This window comes from Pseudomonas sp. FG-3G (assembly GCF_901007645.1).
GTDB classification, from domain to species: domain Bacteria; phylum Pseudomonadota; class Gammaproteobacteria; order Pseudomonadales; family Pseudomonadaceae; genus Aquipseudomonas; species Aquipseudomonas rhizophila.
This window is the reverse complement of record NZ_CAAKGZ010000021.1, coordinates 377,586-396,689: the sequence shown is the minus strand read 5'-3', so window position 1 is coordinate 396,689 and position 19,104 is coordinate 377,586. Positions and strand designations below refer to the sequence as shown.

Genomic DNA, 19,104 nt, shown 5'->3' with positions numbered 1-19,104 from the left:
TATTGGGTCAGATATCCAACACCAAAAGTGGCGTCTTCGAGCGGGAGCAGCACGGCGTGAACTGGTCGTTGCAAGCCTGTTCAGCCTCGGTCAAAAACATATCCCGGTGCTCCGGCACACCTTCCAGCACACGCGTCAGGCAGGTGCCGCACACGCCCTGTTCGCAGGAGATCGGAATCTCGATGCCATGGCTTTCCAGCACCTGGACCACGCTTCGGTCGGCGGGTACTTCGAAGACCTGACCGCTGCTGGCGACTTTCACCGAGAAGCTGCCGTCCGCGCGGGTGTCGGTGGGCGCAGCGGCAAAGTACTCGCGGTGCACACAGCTTTCCCGCCAGCCCTGAACCTTGGCGGTGTCGAGGACATGCTGCATGAAGCCACCGGGACCGCACACATAGAGGTGCAGATCCTCACTGGGGGCGGCCAGGACCCTGGCAGCGTCCAGCATGGTTGCAGGCTCTTCATCGAAGTGCAGAAACACCCGGTCGGCATAAGGCGATTGGCGCAAGCGTTCGATAAAGGCTGCACGCTCCCTGGACCTGGCACAGTAATGCAGTTCGAACGCCGCACCGCTCTGGGCCAGGTGTTCGGCCATGCACAGGATCGGCGTAATACCGATACCGCCGGCAAACAGCAGGCTACTTCGAGCCTCGGGGGCAAGGGGGAACAGGTTGCGCGGTTCGCTGATCAGCAAGCGCGCGCCTGGCAGAATCTGTTCATGCAAACTGCGCGAACCGCCTCGGGACGCGGCATCCTTGAGCACCCCGATGAGGTAGCGATGCCGTTCCTCGGGATGATTGCACAGCGAATACTGACGAATCATGCCGTTGGGCAGGTGTACGTCGATATGGGCACCGGCGGTGAACGCCGGTAAAGGCTGGCCGTCGACACTCGTCAGCTCGTAGCTGCAAATGTCCTGGGCTTCGTTGTGTCGGGCCGTGACCTGGACTTCAATCATGCTCGCTGCTCTCCCTGATGGGTGCTGGCAATCAATCCCGCTTGTGGCTCGCGCTCACGGGCAATCCAACGATCCAGCACTCGACGCGACTGCACGCCGCCGGCATCGATATTGAGCTTGAGCAGGCTGCGTTGCGGGTGATCCAGCAGGTTGCGCTGCTGGCGTTCGAGCATCTCCAGGTCTTCGCTGAAAATCTTGCCCTGGCCTTCGCGAATGCTGGCGGTCAGTGCTTCGTCCTGGGGCTGGAAGTGCCGGGCCATGCCCCAGAAGTACCAGATGGATGTCTCGGTTTCCGGGGTGATGAAGTCCACCACGATGCTGGACGCCTTGCACTGCGGCGCGGCGTGATACCCGCCGTTGCCGGCATGGGCCACGCCGACTTCGATCAGGACGTGGCTGGGCGGGGTGAAACGGCAGATCTGCCAGCGGTCCACCGGCACGTCGTCGGCCAGGTTGTTGCCGCGCAAGGCCATGCGCCAGAAGGGCGGGGCCATGATGTTTTCCATGTGCCGGGCGGTGACCACTTCGTCACCTTCGACCGTGGTCACCGGCGGCGCCTCGTCGATTTCCTTCTGGCCGATGCTGGAGGCGTGCACGTAGGTTTCGTGGGTCAGGTCCATCAGGTTGTCGATCATCAGGCGGTAATCGCACTGGATATGGAACAGGCCGCCGCCGTAAGCCCACTCGTCACTTTCGGCCCATTCAAGATGATGGATCAGCGTCGGGTCAGCCAAGGCCTGGTCACCGGGCCAGACCCAGATAAACCCATGACGCTCCTGCACCGCAAACGTCTTGTTGCAAGGGAATCCCCGGACCCGTTGCCCGGGCATTTCGACGGTCTTGCCGTCGCACCCCATCACCAGCCCGTGATAGCCGCACACCAGGTTACCGTTTTCGACATAACCCAAAGAGAGCGGGGCGCCGCGATGGGGGCAGAAGTCCTCGACAGCCGCGACCTTGCCTTCATGCCCACGGTAGAAAACCATCTTCTCGCCGCAGATCTGGCGGCCCAGAGGTTTGTCAGCGATTTCATCGGGGGTGCAGGCAACGTACCAGGTGTTCTTGGGATACATGACGGATCTCCGGGCGGATGTTGTTGTGCTTATGGATCCATTAACTCTCTTAACTATTTCGGTTGTCAATATTTTTGGTGTCCTGGTAGACGGTTGGCAGTCTTTAATGGATCCATTTGCTTCGTTTTCGACGAAAACAAAACTGCACAAATTTTCCAGACACCCTCGCCGCCAGGGGTTAACCTGCTTGTGCTGATACACAAAACGAGACTGCCCATGACAACGCGCAACTGGATCGATCTCAAGCAGGACGCCACGTCCGGCATCGAGACCGTGCGCGCGCATTTCGAGGGGCATGCCTACGATCCCCATTGGCACGACGCCTATCTGGTGGGCGTGACCGAACAGGGCGTGCAGCAGTTCCATTGTCGCCGCCAGCAGCACAACAGCACGCCGGGCAAGGTGTTTCTGCTCGAGCCTGGGGAGTTGCATGACGGCAACGCGCCCCACGCCAGCGGTTTCACCTATCGCACGTTGTACCTCGAGCCACAGTGGCTGGAGCGCGAACTGCGGTCGTTGTTCGACGTGGCTCCGGATAATGCACAGCTGGGATTTGCCGCCACCCTGGCCGACGATGCGCGGCTGGCGAGCGCCACGGCCATGGCGTTCCAGAGTTTGCATCAGCAGGAGATGCGCATCGTGCGCCAGACGGCCCTCGACACCTTGCTGGCCAACCTGACCCAGCACCTGCACTGGCGTGCGCGGATCAATCCCGATCCGCGCCTGCCATTGGTGGCGCAGCAGGCCCGTGATTATCTGCACAGTCATCTGAGTGAAGACATCGGGCTGGATGACCTGGCACGGGTCACCGGGGTGGACCGTTTTCGCCTGACCCGGGCGTTCAAGGCCGCGTTCGGTCTCGCCCCCCATGCCTATCTGATCCAGTTACGCCTGGCCCGGGCCCGGCGCTTGCTGGCCCGTGGCGAAAGCGCGGTGGCGGTGGCGGCGAAACTCGGGTTTGCCGACCAGAGTCATTTGGGTCGCTGGTTCCAGCGCGCCTATCGCCTGAGCCCGGCGGACTACCGCAAGCGTTGCTCAAACGTTCCAGACTGAGCGCGGTTGGGTGGGGATGATCAGGCTACGATCATTCACCGAGATGTTGCTCCATGGACCAGTTGCTGCCGTTCGCCTTGTTCGCCTTTGTTGCCTCCATCACCCCGGGCCCGACCAATATCCTGGTGCTGAGCCACAGCTCGCGCTTTGGCCTGGCGACCACCTTGCCAATCATCCTCGGCGCCTGCGCCGCCGCAGCCTTGTTGGTGCTGTTGGTGGGCACCGGATTGGGCGATGTGCTGGCCCGTCATGCAACGCTCCAGACTTTGCTGTCATGGGCCGGAATTGCCTGGTTGAGCTGGATGGCCTGGCAAATATTCAGCACGCCAGTCCAGGCCATCGACCCTGAACGACCCATTGAGGGTCCGCGTCTTGGCTTGGCGGGGGCGGCCGGTTTGCAGTTGGTCAATCCCAAGACCTGGATGATGGCATTGGCGGTGGTCAGCGTCTTCGCCGGCACCGAGGCCGACCGCACCGTGCGGGTGCTCTGGCTGTCCCTGGCGTTCTTCGCGATTTCGATCCCATGCATGACCGCCTGGGCGTATCTGGGCCTCGGCGCCGCCAGATTCTGCCGATCCACCGTGGCCATGGGGCGGTTCAATCGGATCATGGCGGTGTTGTTGCTGATGTCGGCGTGGTTGACGTTGGTGGTGTGATCCTGATCAGGCGCAAGCATTTGATGCAGACCTGTCAGCGACTGGCCATGGAACCTGCAACCCCTTGCAACGGTTGGGCGGTTTAAAAACAAGCTCATTTTGGAGAGGATCGCCCACGCCCCGGCTTAGCGTATTTCAAAATTTCAGATGCTTAATCGACCCCAAGGAAGGAGGTCCATCATGTCCACTGTCGATTCCCATATCGATTTCATCCAGGCCAGGCTACCGGCCTGGTTGAAACAAGCTTCGCGCCACCGCCAAGAGCGTTTCAAGGTCCTTGCCCAGCAATTGCAGCGCGACAGCGATGCGCTGAACGCACGGCTTATCGACCTGCCAGCGCCGGAACCCTTCACACTCGATTTGCTACAGGCTCAGCCGCCCATGCAGGCCTGGCGCCCGATCAATGGCCGCGGCAGTGTTTGCGACGCAGTACGGCGGGCAAGGGTCAGGCGCGAGCACTTCGGCCCCTCTCTGTCGGTGGTGGAGGCCGCCATGCGCAACTTTCCTCCTGCTGATGCGGCCACCGGCAGTTCTTTCGATAAAACCGGCGAGCTTTTCATCAAGGGCAAGCCTGGAGAGTTTTACCGTTGGGGCGCGCCGTCAGACACCACGGCATTGCCCACGACCCCTGCCAGTTTTGCCCGAGTCTGTCGGCAGGTGGATGTGGGCGGTGCCTACCAGCGTCTGCTCAAGCAACGCCTGCCGCCTATCGGCGACGAGGTTCCTGTCGTGGCTGACGCCTATATGGCCTACGCGCGCAGTCTGCTCGCCTATGACGCGTACGAGGCGAAGCTGGATGGACGCCTGGACGAGACCGGCGAGCGACTGTTGGCCTATGTCGGGGTGCGCCTCGAAGATCGTCCGGTGGCTTCCCTGGCGTGTGAGGTCAAGGGCCTGGAGGTGCTGTCTGCGCCGTTGTTCGGCGCACGGGTGTATTGGGGGTTGAAAGGGGACGCAAAAGGCGTTCGCCCGGTCGTCTTGCACCTGCCCTATGACGTGGTGGCCCCGATCAGGCAATTTCCCAGCCTGCAGGCCATGGCCGCAAAGCTGACCGAACTGGTGCGCAAACGCAGTTACCGCCAGAGCCTGATGCGTTACCTGCCGGTACGCTTGCAGGCCCGCTTAGGTGAGGCCCTGCATGACCAAGTGGAGTGGGAGATAAAAGACAACCTCAACCTTTTCCAGGAAATCCACGCGCGTATTGTGGGTTGGCGCGAAGGCGAGCTTGGCGAGGAGGGTAATCCCCGGCGCATTCGGGTGCCTGTTCCCCATGTCCCCTGGACCCTTAGCGATGTTCGCGAGGATCACTGGAATGATCGCTATCACGAATGGCGCACCCATACCCTGAGCAATGCCTCGGCGCTGATGATCTCGACCCGGGACCAGGACTGGCAGGCATTGCTGGCACGCCTGGAGTATTGGGAAGGCCTTGCCGAGCGTTCATTGATGCTGGCTGTCAGCTTCATTCCGTTCTGCGCTCCCATGGGGATGGCTGCGGCGGCGGTGGGCGGGGTGCGCCTGGTGTATGAGTTCTTTGAAGGTATCCAGGCGCTCAACGAAGGCCACGCGCAAGAAGGCATCAATCACATCTTCAACGTGCTGTTCGGGGTCGCCCAAGGTGCCTATCTGGGTTTCATCGGCGGGGCCGTTGAACCCATGCCCGTGCATGACGGCACGACGCGGCTGTGGAATGGCGATGTCACGCCCTTCCAGGCGCGACGCTTGCCGCCTGTGGAGGCCGAGCAGGACGCCTGGGGTGTCTGGCGTACGCCAGACGAGGCATGGGTGCGGATCGATGGTCGTTATTTCGAGGTGCAAGGCACCGGCGAGGCCCTGGGTCTGCGTCTGCCTGCCGGTCACCGAGGCGTGACCCCGCCTCTGGAGTGGAGCCGCGCGCGTGGCTGGCAATGGGCGCACCGCAATCCCTTGCAGCGAAGCAATCTGGAGTTGCTGCGCAACTTTGTCGAGACGCCCGCCGAACTGGACGAAGCTATGCTCCTGGCCGTACAGCAGCAGGTCGGTATCAGCGAGGCGCATCTGCGCTACCTGCAAGTTGGCGGGCAGCCAATGCCGGCCATATTCGCCGATGCCCTCGCTGAGGCACGCAACTGGCAATGGGTGCAGCAGACCGTTGGACGCTTGCGCGCGGGTGAAGCACCCGGGAGCGCGCACATTCAGGTCACCCAAACCCTTGTGGATTTGCCCGGTTGGCCTGCGGACATGACGCTGCGCGTGCACGATGGCGAGCAGGTTCACTCCGTGGGCGACAGGGCCACCACGCGTTTTCTCGATCTGGACAAAGCGGACCTGGAGCATCATGCCTGGGCGGAGCGTATCCTGGCCGGTCTTCGCGCGGACGAACAGCGCGTGCTGCTGGGGCAGAGTTCTATAGGCCTGCGCCCGGTCGAAAGCAGTCGGTTGTTGGCCAGCCGCTGGGCCGATTATCTTGAGCGCAATGCTACGCAGGTGACTGCTGGCATGGCCTCGTCCACCCGGCTCGATCCGTTGGCCGCGCCGATAGTTCGGGCTTTTTCCGGGCTGCCTGAATCCATCGCCAACGAGCTTGCCCGGCAGTCTCAGGGCCAGGACCGGGTGCGGCTGCAAGCAGGCCGGGTGACGGGACGCCTGGGTAAACAATGCGTAGAAGCTCTGACTGAGCTGCGCCTGACTCGAGCCTTGCGCAACCTTGAGCGGGGTGAAAGCAGCGTGGACCGGGACCGCATTGTCATGGGCCTGCTTGGCAATACGCCGCAACTGCACGGCCGGTTGCACCTGCGGCTGTTGTCGGACAAGTTGTTGGATCCGCTCGAGGTGGGAGAGAACGGCCCCTTGAAAGTCATCCGCCAGGACGGCGGGAAATACCATCCCTTCGACGAAAGGGGAAATGAGCTGGCTGGGGATTCGAGCCTCGAAGAGGCGCTGCTCAGAGCCATGCCGGATGAGGCCCGCAACGCGCTCGGCTTGAACATCTGGGCGTCGACCAACCTTCGCAAGGTGCTGGTGGAGCAAGCCCTTGGCGATCGCCAGAGGCTGCGTACGTACCTGTCGCTCAAACGCACGGGCAACGACGCAGCTGCCCTGCAATGGCAGAACGGACGCCTGGGTTATCCGCTCAGTGGGCGCGGGAAACTTCCTTTGCAGGGCTGGCGCCACCGTGTGGAAGGGCGTCTTGAACGCCTGTTTCCCTACTATGCCGGGGAATCGCTGGCCAGGCTTCAGCGTAGCCTGGCCGATCAGGCCAGGCGCGAAGGCATCAGCCTGGACACCCTGGTGACGCGGTTGAGCAACGATTGGGCAACGCTGGACGAAGGCTTGCGTCAGTGGGAGGTCCATGAGGGGGTTCATCACCCCGTCGAGAGCGAATATACCCGTGCAGATACCATCGCCATGCGCAGGGAGGTGGCGCAGGAGATCCGTCGCGCCTGGCGCCGTGAGCCGGATCCGCTCAGGGAGGATAGCGAGCTGACTCTACGTCTGTCGGGGTTGAACATCGGCCGGCTTCCTCCCATCAGTGCACGTTTCGAGCATATTGAAGAGCTGACGTTGGCTCATCTGGGGCTGAGCGAAGACCCTTCGAATTTCCTGAGGTTGTTTCCCAATATCGATACGCTGCGCCTGCATGGCAATGAGCTCACCGCCGTGCCGGTAGCGGCGGGTGAGTTTCGCTCTCTGGAGGAGCTGTCATTGGGCAGAAATCCGCTCAATATGAATGCGGACACCTTTGCCCCCTTGATCGGCGCCGACCGTGCTACTGGTTTGCGAGAACTGCAGCTATCCGAGGTGAGCAGTGGCTCGGACCCCGTGGTCAGTGCCAATATGGTCGCGGCCATCGGCCGCCTGGCTGAGTTGCCGTCCCTGCGTGAACTCGTCTGGTCCGACAACTTGCATTTCACCCCCCAGGAGCTGGAGGCCATCACCGCTTTACCAGGATTGCAAGCGCTGGACCTGGTTCGTTGTGGCCTTCGTCTGGATGAACAGGGCAGTGCATTCTTGCGTGCCGCCACGGCCCTTGAGGACCTGCGCTTGAGCGGTAACAACTGCCGGGAATTACCCGATCTGCCGGAGCTTGCGCACCTCAAGGAGCTGGAGCTGGCCAACGCGGGGCTCGATCGGGTACCTGCATTAGCGCTGGCACTGTTGGCCAGGCCTTCATCCGATCCGATCTTCCTCGACCTCAAGGGCAATCGCATCAGCAACATCCAGGATGATCTGATTCCTGCCCTTGGCAACATGCCGAAGACGAACACCCTTGGGCTCTGGCTCGAAGATAATCCACTGCCCAGCGCCCAGATCCGCGCCCTTCGCGCATTGGACCCCGAGGCCTTTCGCTACACCGTCGATGACTGGCTCCGTGACTTCCCCGACCTCAAGAGTGCATTGGAAGTGGCTCGCGACGATGCCGGAGGGCGACGCTTCATCGATTGGTTCTGCGGCGCCATCCGTGACGCAGACGCCGATCAACCAGGCGGCCTGGCCCTGGGAGATCGTCAGAGGGCTGCCGGTATCCTGCAGTACTACACTGGCTACCCCGACCTTTATACCGAGCTGTCGGGGCGTATCGCAGATTTCGACCAGCAATTGGCCCAACTGCGTACCCGCTTGCAAGCGCGGGTTCTGGACAGGCAAACACCAGACGTTGCCGAGTTGGAGCTGCATTTCCTCATGTTCGGTTCGGTTCAGCGTGCCCGCCTCGAACCCCAGGGCATACACTTTGCGAGGTTTCTGACCAACCATTATGACTATTGGGGCCAGGTGTTAAGCGGCCGATATCCCGAGCTTGTGCAACGCCGGGCCGCGATGACCCGTGAGGGTTTCATCAACTGGCTCAGTGACGCACAGGACACATTCAACAGCAATGATCAAACGCCCCGCGTAGGGGAACAGGCCTGGCGCCCGTATCTGGGGTTGATGTCTCGCGATTGGCTCGACGGCCTGGCCATCTGGGACACGGTGGAGGAAAACCTGGTGGATGCCTTCAGCGAGCCGGTGGATCCCTCCCATTGGCCGCAGGTATTGCTGGATAACCTGGCGCAACCGGACGCCGACCTGCCCAGCGCCCTGGAGTCAATCACCCAGCCCACCGGGACGATGTGGTATCGGGTGAGGCTCGAGGCCGTAGCGGATGTGAACTGGGCCGCAGGCGAGCCGGTGACGCTCACCGAAGACCAGTTGCGGCGCACCATGGCGATCTACCGTTCGGTCAAGAGCCGGGAAGTCGAGGCCATGGTGCATCGGATAACCACTGGCCTGGTCACCCCTTGGTGGTCGCTGCGACCGCAATAACCTGTGCCGGCACACCTGCCGCGAAGCTGTGGCGAGGGCGTAAATCCCCTCGCCACAGCGCCCTTGCAAAGGGGCGCATCAGGCATCGTTACACGGCGCAGCCATCGTCGCGGGTGAACACCAATGCCTTCAAGCCGCACTCCATATCCGCGTCGGGAAACTCCGGGGGATTGGCCAGGCGTTCCACGAACTTCAGGCCAGGCGCTTCGCGGGTGACGCCGTCGATGAGGAAGTCCGGGCCGGTGGCCGGGTCGTTGCTGCAGGCCAGGACCGTGCCAGTGGCGCACAACAGTTCCGGCAAGCGCCGCAGGACTCGCTGATAGTCCTTGGTCAGCAGGAAGCTGCCTTTCTGAAAGGTGGGGGGATCGATGATGACCAGGTCATAAGGGCCGCTGTTGATCACCTTGCCCCATGACTTGAACAAGTCGTGGCCAAGAAAACTCACCTGGCTCAGGTCATGGCCGTTCAGGCGATGGTTGTCGCGGCCACGACTCAAGGCCGCGCGCGACATGTCCAGGTTGACCACATGCTGTGCACCGCCGGCGATGGCTGCCACGGAAAAACCGCAGGTGTAGGCGAACAGATTCAACACTCGCTTGCCGCTGGCGTTGGCGCGAACCCAGTCGCGGCCGTAGCGCATGTCGAGGAAAAGACCGTTGTTCTGTTTCTTGCCCAGGTCGATCCGATAGCGCAAGCCGCCTTCGACCAAGGTCCATTCGTCCAGAGCCTCACCCACCAGCCACTGGGTAAGGCTGTCGGGAAGGTAACGGTGTTGCACGGCCAGCGTATGGGCCTTGCTCTGTTGCCAGGCCGGGGTAACGGTGAGGGCGAGCAGCATGGACATCAGATCGTCCAACTGCGTCGGCTCAGGCTGCTTGAACAACGAAACCAGCATCACCCCTTGCAGCCAGTCGACGGTGATCTGCTCCAACCCCGGCCAGCAGCGACCGCGGCCATGGAACAGGCGCCGGGTTTCTTCCGGCACCGAGGTCAGGGCCGTCAGTAAATGGGTCTGCAGGGTTTGAAGGGCTTCAGGGTTCATCGGACAAGGCCAGCAATGCGAAAGGCCGGCATTTTAACCAGCCTTTCAGCAGGTGCAATCTGTGGCGAGGGGATTTATCCCCGCTGGCTGCAAAGCAGCCCTGCCTGCCAACTCGGTGTGCCAGGAAGATGGAGTCTGCTGCATTGGGGCTGCTTCGCAGCCCAGCGGGGATAAATCCCCTCGCCACAAAGGTGCTACCTAACTGCCGCTAGTAGCCAAAATGCTCGCAACCTGTTGCGGCTGGCAGTTGAGGTAGGCCGAACGCTTGAGCCAGCTCGGGTCCGGGTACCAGGAAAACATGAATTGCCCGTCTTTAAGTTTGTCGATCACCTTGCGCGCCACCTGCGGGCGGACGGCAGGGCAGCCCAGGCTGCGGCCGATGCGCCCCTGACGCACGCTCCACAACGGGTTCACATAATCGGCGGCGTGGATCACGATCGCGCGGTCGCGGGCCAGGTCATTGAAGCCCGGCTCCAGACCGTCCATGCGCAACGAGTATCCATGGGCGCCCTGATAACTTTCCTGAGTGCGAAACAGTCCCAGGCTCGACTGGAAACTGCCCAGGCGATTGGAGAACTGCGTGGCGAAGTTTTCCCCGGATTTTTGCCCGTGGGCCACCAGGTCGCGCAATACCAGCTTCTTCTGGCGCAGGTCGAAGATCCACAGGCGACGGGCCGTGGAAGGTTGCGAGTAGTCGATGACCGCCAGGTGGCGGGCTGGGCGAGCGCCGTTGGCGACAGCGCATTGCATGGCGCTCAAGGCACTTTTGAGCGCTTGGGGATTGAGTTCCGGCGCCGCGTGGGTGAGGCTGTTGTAAAGCGGCTGAGAATTTCCTTTGTCGGCCAGCGCCGGGCTGCACATCACGCCAAGGCCGGTGATGACCAGGCAGAGTCGGCGCAAGAGGCTTGCTGAAGATGGAAAATTCCCACGGTGGTGTTTGTTTGCGGCATCCCGTCCGATTTGGTTTGTTTGCATGATGGCGGGTCGTACCTGTCGCAAAGTTGACCGTCAACGAGACGGCCATGGATTGGAGTAAAGCAGTTGTTCAAAAAGTCCGCATGTTACCTGAGCCTTTTATTGCTCACTGCGCCATTGGTCGCAACAGCCGAGCAAAGCGATCCGGCATTGGTGCAAACCACCTTGGCCCAGCTGTCGGTCAACTGTCCCGAGCTGGCCGCAGGCGTCGACTTTCCGACGATGATGAGTTTGCAGGCGTTCTACGAGCAAAACGCAGGCCAGGACGTCTGGTCGGACGATGAGCGGCGGATGGCGTTGCAGGCACAGTTGCAGCAACTGGCCGACGACGGACTGGACCCGGCACGCTACAGCTTGCCCGCAGAAGAAACCGCCCAAGACCCCCATTGTGTAGACATCGCCATCAGTCAGCGCTATTTGCAAGCTCTGTATGAGCTGCGTTTCGGCTACCTGCCTCAGGACCGCCTGGAGCCGGTGTGGAAGGCCGACCCGCTGCCGCAGGATCGTCAGGCCGAGGTGTTGGCCATTGCCGCGTCGGGCCTGCACGACTTGGACGAGGCCTTTGAACAGGCCCGGCCGAGCCTGGCGCTGTATCGCAACTTGCGTGAACTTTACGCCCGGCAACGGCAACAGCCCTTGCCCGAATGGCAACCGGTGCCCGGCGGCCCGTTGTTGCACCCGGACAAGCGGGACGCCCGCGTACCGGCCCTGGCCCAGCGATTGTTCAGCGAAGGCTATTTCAGCGCGCCCCCCGTGATTATCGACGATCACTACAACCCCGACCTGGTGGCAGCGATGAAAAGCTTCCAGCTTCATCATTCGTTGCAAGCCGATGGGGTAGTGGGGCCATGGACGGTGACGGAGCTGAACATCAGCCCGTTCATGCGGCGCGAGCAGTTGCGCGTCAATCTGGAGCGCATGCGCTGGCTGGCCCGGGACCTGGAGCCGGACAGCGTACTGGTCAATGTGGCGGCGGCCCGGTTGACGGTCTACCAGGACGGCGCAGCGGTCTGGCAAACCCGCACCCAAGTGGGCCGCGCGGACCGGGAAACACCATTGCTCAAGTCCCGAGTGACACGACTGACACTTAACCCGACCTGGACCATCCCCCCGACTATCATGCGTGAAGACAAACTGCCTGAGATTCGTCGCGACCCAGAGTTCTTGAGTCGACACAACCTGAGGGTGATCGATCGCGATGGCTTGCCGTTACTGGCCCAGGACATCGATTGGGAGCATCCCGGCGGCCTCATGCTGCGTCAGGACCCCGGTCCGCAAAATCCACTGGGTAAAATGGCGATCCGCTTCCCCAACCCGTTTTCCGTGTACCTGCATGACACGCCCAGCCAGTCACTGTTCAGCAAGGAACCGCGGGCGTTCAGTTCGGGGTGTGTGCGAGTCGAACAGGCCATGCAGTTGCGCGACTGGTTGGTGAGCCCGGCGGAACGTCTGCGCACCGACACGCTGCTGGCCAGCGGGCTGACTCATGAGTTCAGGCTGGCCAGGCCGGTGCCGATTCTGTTGGGCTACTGGACAGTGCAAGCCGACAGCCAGGGGCAGGCGGTGTACATCCCGGATATCTACAAGCGTGATCAAGTCCTCTCCGCGGCCAAGGGCAGCGTGCTCTGATGGCGGTCAGGCGCACTCGCTGCTGGCTTGAACCTGTGCAGTCTTCTCGCACTGCGGGAACAGCCGCCGGCCCAGGTCATAGGCAGTGTCCAGGTGAAGCGCCGGTTCGAGGGTTTCCGAGTCGAGCAAACGTTGGGAACTGACCACCCGGGCGCCGCAGTAATCAAAGATGCCGTGGTCGATTTGCGCGGTCATCGCCTGGCCATAGCCGTGGCGCAGGAACGTACCCTCATCAGCCCCGCCCAGGGCCACCAGATGCACCTGCAAACGCTGCAGTTTTTTGATAAAGGGTTTATCGAGGCTGAAATCGAACGCCCAGCCGTTGGAAAACACCCGGTCGATCCACCCTTTGAGCAATGCTGGCATCGACCACCAGTAGATGGGATACACCAGCACCAGCGCATCTGCGCGGTCGATTCTGGCTTGTTCGGCCAAAACGTCCATGGGCGGTGAGGCCTCGCGGTGGTGTACCGCGTGATCGGCGAAACTGAACCGCGGATCAAAGCCTTCGGCGGCCAGGTCGGCGATCTCGAACGTATCGGCGGGATTGGCCTGGGTCAGGCCTTGGGCGATTTTTTTCGCGAGGCCGTGGGTAAGGGAATGGGGATCGTGATGAGCGACAACGATGAGTGCGTGCATGGCAAAACTCCTCATGGCAATGACCGGTATCAAGCAGGTATGCTTGGTTAAGTTACCTTTAGTAAGTTACGGTTGGTAAAGTTAGCATGTCAAGCCTTGATGAAAATTCGCGATCTTCTGCTGCTCCCCGTCGACGCTTGTCTCGCGAGGATCGGCAACGGCAGCTGTTGGATGTCGCCTGGCGGCTGGTGCGAGAGGAGGGCAGCGAAGCGCTGACCCTGGCCCGCCTCGCCGAACAGGCGGGGGTAACCAAACCCATCGTGTATGACCACTTCAGCACTCGGTCCGGGCTGTTGGCGGCGCTCTATCAGGATTTCGATGCCCGTCAGACGGCGCTCATGGACGCCGCCCTGGAAGCGAGCGAACCGACACTGCAAAGCCGCGCCGAGGTGATTGCTGCTTCGTTTGTCGAATGCGTCCTGCTGCAAGGCCGGGAGATCCCGGGGGTGATTGCGGCGCTGACCAGTTCGCCAGAACTGGAGCGCATCAAGCGCGAATATGAGGCGATTTTCCTGGACAAGTGCCGAACCGTCCTGGAACCGTTCGCCGGTACACGGGCCATCACCCAGGCGAGTCTGCGGGCGATGCTGGGTGCGGCAGAAGCCCTGTCCAATGCCGCTGCCACCGGGGAAGTCAGCGCCGCCGAGGCCAAGCAAGAGCTCTTTGTGACCATCGTGGCGATGGTGGATAGAGCCGCCCGCACTGGCGCAACCTGAACCTTCCCCATCGCAAATGGCCCGAGCCCCCTGTGGGAGCGAGCCTGCTCGCGATAGCGTCAGCCCAGTCACTGCACTTTTATGAAGCCGCAGGCGATGGATCGCACCATGGCAAGGCAATCGTCCGCGCATGGAAGCGTCAGGCGAGCGCCTGTAAGCATGAGGTGACTGGACGGCCTTTTTCACGGGAAAGCCCGCTCCCACAGGGATTTTCGAGGGTTGCAAGCAGCGTTAGGTCTATGACTTCAGGGCGGCAGACAAAGGCTTGGCACGCTCGCTGCAAGAGGCTGTTCAGGCCCACTGTAAATACATTCAAGTGGGCAACCCCGTCGGTCAACGAAGATCGAGAGCCAGCAGGCCGGGGATAACGGTAGATCGGGGCGCAGTCGCCGGATCGATACCGCACAGAACAGGCAAAGACGCCTGGAACCGCAAGGTTTCAGGCGTCTTTTTTTTTGCTTTCAAAACCGTGATGGGCTTTTGTCGGGTGCTTTTATGAATTCCAACGTTGCTTCCCTGAACAAGCTGCAAACACTGATCGTGATCGGCAATGGCATGGTCGGCCATCACTGCGTCGAGCAACTGATCGAGCGCGGTGCCCTCAATCATTACCACCTGCATGTGTTCAGCGAAGAACCGATGCGCGCCTATGATCGCGTGCATCTGTCGGAGTATTTCTCTGGCCGTGACGCCGAGTCCCTGGCGCTTGGGCAAGCCTCGTTGTACCAGACCCCTGGCGTCACGCTGCACCTGGGCGTGCCGGTGCTGGAAATTGATCGCGAGGCGCGCCAGGTGGTCACTGCCCAGGCTCGCATCAGCTACGACAAACTGGTGCTCGCTACCGGCTCTTACCCGTTCGTGCCACCGATCCAGGGCGCCGAAGGCGATTCCTGCCTGGTCTATCGCACCCTGCAAGACCTGGACGCCATTCGTGCCGCCGCAAGCAACGCCCGCCGGGGTGTGGTGGTCGGTGGTGGTCTGCTGGGCCTGGAAGCGGCCAATGCCCTCAAGACCCTCGGCCTGGAAGCTCATGTGGTGGAATTCGCCCCGCGATTGATGCCGGTACAACTGGATGAGCAGGGCGGTCTGGCCCTCAAGGCGCGCATCGAGAAACTGGGCGTCGGCGTGCATCTGTCCAAGGGCACTCAGTCCATCAGCGCCGGTGAGCAGTACCGTTATCGGATGAATTTCGGCGATGACGATTTCCTGGAAACCGACCTGATCGTATTTTCTGCCGGCATTCGCGCCCAGGATGCCCTCGCTCGCCAGTGCGCTCTGCAGATCGGCCCGCGCGGTGGCGTGGTGATCGATGACCATTGCCTGAGCAGTGACCCGGACATCTACGCCATCGGCGAATGCGCAGCCTGGAACGGCAGCATCTTCGGCCTGGTCGCTCCGGGTTACCAGATGGCCCGCAACGTCGCGGCTCGCCTGTGCGGTGAAAGCGCCGAGCCGTTCACTGGCGCGGACATGTCCACCAAGCTCAAGTTGCTGGGGGTGGACGTAGGTTCCATCGGCGACGCCCACGGCAATACACCGGGGGCGCGCAGCTTCCAGTTCATCGATCAAACCAGCGCCAGCTACCGGAGACTGGTGGTGGACGCCGATGGCAAACGAGTGATCGGCGCGGTCCTGGTGGGCGACAACAGCTACTACGACACCCTGCTGCAATACATGCAGAACGGCATCGCGTTGCCCAAGGAGGCTGCCGGCCTGATCCTGCCGAGTTCCGAAGGTGCACCCACGTTGGGCCCGGCTGCGCTGCCCGCGGCGGCGACCATCTGCTCGTGCCACAACGTCACCAAAGGCTCGATCTGTGCGGCCATCGACAGCGGCTGCACCGACCTTGGGCAACTGAAATGCGATACCAAGGCTGGCACCGGTTGCGGGGGTTGCGCCGCCCTGGTCAAGCAGGTGTTCGAGCACGAACTGATTGCTCGCGGCGTCAGTGTCGACAAGAGCCTGTGCGAACACTTCGCCTATACCCGCCAGGAGCTTTATGCCTTGGTGCGGGTTGAAGGCATCATCAGCTTCGACGAGCTACTGGCCAAGCACGGCCGCGGGCACACCGGTTGCGACTTGTGCAAACCGGCAGTGGGCTCGATCCTGGCGTCGTGCTGGAACCAGCCGATCATGGACCCGTCCCTGGTGCCGTTGCAGGACACCAACGACACCTTCATGGCCAACATGCAGAAAAACGGCACCTATTCGGTGGTGCCACGCATCGCCGGGGGCGAAATCACTGCCGACAAGCTGATTGCCATCGGCGTGGTCGCCAAAAAATACGACCTCTATACCAAGATCACCGGCGGCCAGCGCATCGACCTGTTCGGCGCCCAGTTGCACCAGTTGCCGGATATCTGGGCCGAACTGATCGAAGCGGGTTTCGAAACCGGGCACGCCTACGGCAAGTCGACCCGCACGGTGAAGTCCTGCGTGGGCAGCACCTGGTGCCGCTACGGCGTGCAGGACAGCGTGCAAATGGCTCTGACCATTGAAGATCGCTACAAGGGTTTGCGCTCGCCCCACAAGCTCAAGTTCGCGGTGTCCGGTTGCACCCGCGAGTGCGCCGAGGCCCAGAGCAAGGACGTCGGCGTGATCGCCACCGAGAAGGGCTGGAACCTCTACGTGGCCGGTAACGGCGGCATGCGCCCGCGTCACGCCGAGCTGTTCGCCACCGACCTGGATGACGCGACCCTGATCCGCTACATCGACCGCTTCCTGATGTTCTACATCCGCACCGCCGACAAGTTGCAGCGTACGTCGGTCTGGCGCGAAAGCCTGGAAGGCGGCCTGGACTACCTCAAGGACGTCATCATCGAAGACAGCCTGGGCCTGGGGGCCGAACTCGAAGCCCAGATGCAACTGGTGGTCGATCGTTATGAATGCGAGTGGGCCAACGCCCTCAAAGACCCGGACAAGCTCAAGCGCTTCCGCACCTTCGTCAACGACGGTCGCGGTGATCCGGATGTTCATTTCGTCAGGGAACGCGGCCAGCGCCGGCCGGTTCACGCCCACGAGCTTCACCTGATTCCCGTTACCGAGGAGGTGCTCTGATGAGCCAGTCAAACGTCGTTCGTATCCCCACCCGCAACGCGGCCCAAAATCCCGTGCAATGGCGTGCCCTGTGCAGCCGCGAGGATCTGGTGCCCAACTCCGGCGTGGTCGCCTGGCACGACGGCAGCCAGGTGGCGCTGTTGTACCTGCCCGAACAGCAGGACAAACCGCTGTACGCCATCGACAACCGCGACCCCAAGTCCGGGGCGAACGTGATCGGTCGGGGGCTGTTGGGCAGCATCAAGGGTGAACTGGTGATCGCATCACCCCTCTACAAACAGCATTTCCGCCTGGAAGACGGCCATTGCCTGGAATACCCGGAGCAGCGTCTGCGGGTGTGGCCGGTGCGCCTGAATGGTGATGTGGTGGAGATTGGCGAAGACTGATCCGCCTCTGACCGGGGCGCCACAATGAATCAGGCAATTTAAGTGCATTGGCTTGCCTTTAACTGAAGTTGGGAATCAACAATGAAAACAGCCGCTCAACTGGTAAGACTCAAGAGTGTGCAGAACCAGCAGGTTCACAGCATCGCGCCGGAGCAGACCGTGCTCGAAGCGCTGCAGATCATGGCCGAGAAAAACGTCGGCGCGTTGCCGGTGATCGAACACGGTCAGGTGGTTGGCGTGTTCAGCGAGCGCGACTATGCGCGCAAGCTGGTGTTGCAAGGACGCTCCTCGGTGGGCACTTCGGTACGCACCGTCATGAGTGCTCCCGTGGTCACCGCCGATAGCCAGCAGAGCATCGACCGCTGCATGGAAGTCATGACCGATAGCCACCTGCGGCACTTGCCGGTGCTGGATAACGGCCAGTTGATGGGGTTGTTGTCCATTGGCGATCTGGTGAAGGAGGCGATTGTCGAGCAGGCGGATTTGATCCGGCAGCTGGAGCATTACATTCGCGGGCACTGAACCCACACGGAACTTATCTGTGGGAGCAAACCTTGCTCCCACAATGGTGCGAAGTTTCGCTAAATTTCCTCACCCCAACATCAGCAACTGCCGGATCAGATTCGGCGTACTGCCGGTCCAGCGCTTGAACGAGCGGCGAAAATTCGCCGTGTCGTTGAAGTTCAGGTACTGCGCCACTTCCTCGTTGCTGAACCCCTTGACCTGGTACAAGTACAACGCCACATGGGTGTGCACCCGGTCCACCTGTTGCTGGAACCCGGTATGGTGCTTGTGCAGCTTGCGCTTGAGCGTCGCCGGGCTCATGGCGAAAGCCTGGGCGATCTGTTCCAGGCTGGGCGTCTGCTGCACATGGCTGTGCAGGTAGTCGTAGACGCAGTCCAGAAAGCTTGCCGTGAAACCCAGTTGATCGAGTTGGTCTCTGGCTTCGATCCGCGCCACCTGGCCGGCGGTGGACGACACGTTGGGCCAGGGCTGGGCCAGGCAGTGGCGAGGCAGGCGCATCAGGTCCAGCGGTCGATTGAATTGCGTCTGTTCACTCAGGTGCACCCAGTACTGTTCGACGTAACGCGGCTCCTCATGGCGAAAGCTGCATTGCCAGGGCAGGCGTTCGCCGCTCAGCCATGCACTCATGGCAACCATCGAAGTCATGCTGGCTTCCAGTATGAAGCGCCATTGTTCATCCGCACCGCAACTGTCCAGCCAATGGATGTAGGCATAGTGCTCGTCCAACAACAGGCGCGGCGCGGCCAGGGGGCTGAGCAGTGCTTGCTGGTCAATCAGGGTTTCCAGGGCCTGATGCAGATTCTGCGCGTGGCGTAGCGCATGGCTGGCTGGCCCGTAATGCCCCGGCAGCAGCCGCTGGCCAAACAGGAAACTGCTGTCACTGGCATCGAGCAGGCGTCGGCTGTTGTCGATCAGGCCAAGAAACTGTTGCGGGCTGATGCGGCTCTGGCCAGCGAGGATATCGTCGTGGAACAGCCCTGTGCCACGCAGCAGGCGGTGGCTGTCGATGTCACGCGACAGTGCCAGATCGATCAGCGCGGCAGGCTGATAGTGCCCCGGAATGAAGCGGCTGTCGGTTTCATACCAGCAGGTCTTGAGGGTCATGGGCCGGC

The 19,104-nt window shown here is 61.7% G+C and carries 14 protein-coding genes; 8 read left to right on the top strand and 6 right to left on the bottom strand.

The annotated features are described in order from the left end of the window. Positions 1-7: 7 nt before the first annotated feature. The gene (locus PSEUDOMOFG3G_RS14115; RefSeq protein WP_139050350.1) at positions 8-958 is read right to left on the bottom strand and encodes a PDR/VanB family oxidoreductase; all 951 of its coding nucleotides are present in this window, start codon (positions 956-958) and stop codon (positions 8-10) included. Further along, entirely contained in the window at positions 955-2,031 is a 1,077-nt protein-coding gene (locus PSEUDOMOFG3G_RS14110) for an aromatic ring-hydroxylating dioxygenase subunit alpha (protein ID WP_139050349.1), read from the bottom strand. The genes PSEUDOMOFG3G_RS14115 and PSEUDOMOFG3G_RS14110 overlap by 4 nt, the downstream gene beginning before the upstream one ends. Positions 2,032-2,247: 216 nt before the next feature. Between PSEUDOMOFG3G_RS14110 and PSEUDOMOFG3G_RS14105 the strand changes: the two genes are divergently transcribed. From PSEUDOMOFG3G_RS14105 to PSEUDOMOFG3G_RS14095, 3 genes are all read left to right on the top strand, one after another. Then, on the top strand, positions 2,248-3,084 hold the full coding sequence (locus tag PSEUDOMOFG3G_RS14105) for an AraC family transcriptional regulator (RefSeq protein WP_139050348.1): 837 nt from the start codon (positions 2,248-2,250) through the stop codon (positions 3,082-3,084). A gap of 53 nt (positions 3,085-3,137) precedes the next feature. Further along, positions 3,138-3,740 (top strand): LysE family translocator, encoded by a 603-nt coding sequence (locus PSEUDOMOFG3G_RS14100; protein WP_139050347.1) that lies wholly within the window; start codon positions 3,138-3,140, stop codon positions 3,738-3,740. 180 nt (positions 3,741-3,920) lie between these two features. Continuing rightward, positions 3,921-9,023: a dermonecrotic toxin domain-containing protein gene (locus tag PSEUDOMOFG3G_RS14095; protein ID WP_139050346.1), complete on the top strand. Its 5,103-nt coding sequence runs from the start codon at positions 3,921-3,923 to the stop codon at positions 9,021-9,023. A gap of 88 nt (positions 9,024-9,111) precedes the next feature. Here the strand turns inward: PSEUDOMOFG3G_RS14095 and PSEUDOMOFG3G_RS14090 are convergent, their stop codons facing one another. Together PSEUDOMOFG3G_RS14090 and PSEUDOMOFG3G_RS14085 are read right to left on the bottom strand one after the other, a co-directional pair. Beyond that, complete coding sequence (locus PSEUDOMOFG3G_RS14090; protein ID WP_139050345.1) at positions 9,112-10,065, bottom strand: class I SAM-dependent methyltransferase; 954 nt, start codon at positions 10,063-10,065, stop codon at positions 9,112-9,114. Between the two features lie 198 nt (positions 10,066-10,263). Continuing rightward, entirely contained in the window at positions 10,264-10,926 is a 663-nt protein-coding gene (locus PSEUDOMOFG3G_RS14085; protein WP_047226636.1) for a murein L,D-transpeptidase catalytic domain family protein, read from the bottom strand. Between the two features lie 180 nt (positions 10,927-11,106). Here PSEUDOMOFG3G_RS14085 and PSEUDOMOFG3G_RS14080 point away from each other — a divergent pair, with 180 nt between their 5' ends. Further along, the gene (locus tag PSEUDOMOFG3G_RS14080) at positions 11,107-12,669 is read left to right on the top strand and encodes a murein L,D-transpeptidase (protein ID WP_139050344.1); all 1,563 of its coding nucleotides are present in this window, start codon (positions 11,107-11,109) and stop codon (positions 12,667-12,669) included. 6 nt (positions 12,670-12,675) lie between these two features. On the opposite strand, the gene PSEUDOMOFG3G_RS14075 is transcribed toward PSEUDOMOFG3G_RS14080, so the two are convergent. Continuing rightward, positions 12,676-13,308 (bottom strand): NAD(P)H-dependent oxidoreductase, encoded by a 633-nt coding sequence (locus PSEUDOMOFG3G_RS14075; RefSeq protein ID WP_139050343.1) that lies wholly within the window; start codon positions 13,306-13,308, stop codon positions 12,676-12,678. Between the two features lie 86 nt (positions 13,309-13,394). Here PSEUDOMOFG3G_RS14075 and PSEUDOMOFG3G_RS14070 point away from each other — a divergent pair, with 86 nt between their 5' ends. From PSEUDOMOFG3G_RS14070 to PSEUDOMOFG3G_RS14055, 4 genes are all read left to right on the top strand, one after another. Then, on the top strand, positions 13,395-14,024 hold the full coding sequence (locus PSEUDOMOFG3G_RS14070; RefSeq protein ID WP_139050342.1) for a TetR/AcrR family transcriptional regulator: 630 nt from the start codon (positions 13,395-13,397) through the stop codon (positions 14,022-14,024). Positions 14,025-14,519: 495 nt separating this feature from the next. Then, entirely contained in the window at positions 14,520-17,081 is a 2,562-nt protein-coding gene (nirB, locus tag PSEUDOMOFG3G_RS14065; protein WP_139050341.1) for a nitrite reductase large subunit NirB, read from the top strand. After that, positions 17,081-17,467, top strand: coding sequence for a nitrite reductase small subunit NirD (gene nirD, locus PSEUDOMOFG3G_RS14060; RefSeq protein ID WP_076384938.1), 387 nt, complete (start codon positions 17,081-17,083; stop codon positions 17,465-17,467). Before nirB ends, nirD begins: the two co-directional genes overlap by 1 nt. 81 nt (positions 17,468-17,548) lie before the next feature. Continuing rightward, positions 17,549-17,989: a CBS domain-containing protein gene (locus PSEUDOMOFG3G_RS14055; RefSeq protein WP_047226520.1), complete on the top strand. Its 441-nt coding sequence runs from the start codon at positions 17,549-17,551 to the stop codon at positions 17,987-17,989. A gap of 69 nt (positions 17,990-18,058) precedes the next feature. Here PSEUDOMOFG3G_RS14055 and PSEUDOMOFG3G_RS14050 read toward each other — a convergent pair whose 3' ends face one another. Then, positions 18,059-19,096, bottom strand: a complete 1,038-nt coding sequence (locus PSEUDOMOFG3G_RS14050; RefSeq protein ID WP_139050340.1) for an AraC family transcriptional regulator — start codon at positions 19,094-19,096, stop codon at positions 18,059-18,061. Positions 19,097-19,104 lie beyond the last annotated feature (8 nt).

Bases quoted from the DNA above. Each gene is read 5' to 3' on its own strand.
- PSEUDOMOFG3G_RS14115 (WP_139050350.1), bottom strand. From the start codon at position 958: ATGATTGAAGTCCAGGTCACGGCCCGACACAACGAAGCCCAGGACATT.
- PSEUDOMOFG3G_RS14110 (WP_139050349.1), bottom strand. From the start codon at position 2,031: ATGTATCCCAAGAACACCTGGTACGTTGCCTGCACCCCCGATGAAATC.
- PSEUDOMOFG3G_RS14105 (WP_139050348.1), top strand. From the start codon at position 2,248: ATGACAACGCGCAACTGGATCGATCTCAAGCAGGACGCCACGTCCGGC.
- PSEUDOMOFG3G_RS14100 (WP_139050347.1), top strand. From the start codon at position 3,138: ATGGACCAGTTGCTGCCGTTCGCCTTGTTCGCCTTTGTTGCCTCCATC.
- PSEUDOMOFG3G_RS14095 (WP_139050346.1), top strand. From the start codon at position 3,921: ATGTCCACTGTCGATTCCCATATCGATTTCATCCAGGCCAGGCTACCG.
- PSEUDOMOFG3G_RS14090 (WP_139050345.1), bottom strand. From the start codon at position 10,065: ATGAACCCTGAAGCCCTTCAAACCCTGCAGACCCATTTACTGACGGCC.
- PSEUDOMOFG3G_RS14085 (WP_047226636.1), bottom strand. From the start codon at position 10,926: ATGTGCAGCCCGGCGCTGGCCGACAAAGGAAATTCTCAGCCGCTTTAC.
- PSEUDOMOFG3G_RS14075 (WP_139050343.1), bottom strand. From the start codon at position 13,308: ATGCACGCACTCATCGTTGTCGCTCATCACGATCCCCATTCCCTTACC.
- PSEUDOMOFG3G_RS14070 (WP_139050342.1), top strand. From the start codon at position 13,395: ATGTCAAGCCTTGATGAAAATTCGCGATCTTCTGCTGCTCCCCGTCGA.
- nirB (WP_139050341.1), top strand. From the start codon at position 14,520: ATGAATTCCAACGTTGCTTCCCTGAACAAGCTGCAAACACTGATCGTG.
- nirD (WP_076384938.1), top strand. From the start codon at position 17,081: ATGAGCCAGTCAAACGTCGTTCGTATCCCCACCCGCAACGCGGCCCAA.
- PSEUDOMOFG3G_RS14055 (WP_047226520.1), top strand. From the start codon at position 17,549: ATGAAAACAGCCGCTCAACTGGTAAGACTCAAGAGTGTGCAGAACCAG.
- PSEUDOMOFG3G_RS14050 (WP_139050340.1), bottom strand. From the start codon at position 19,096: ATGACCCTCAAGACCTGCTGGTATGAAACCGACAGCCGCTTCATTCCG.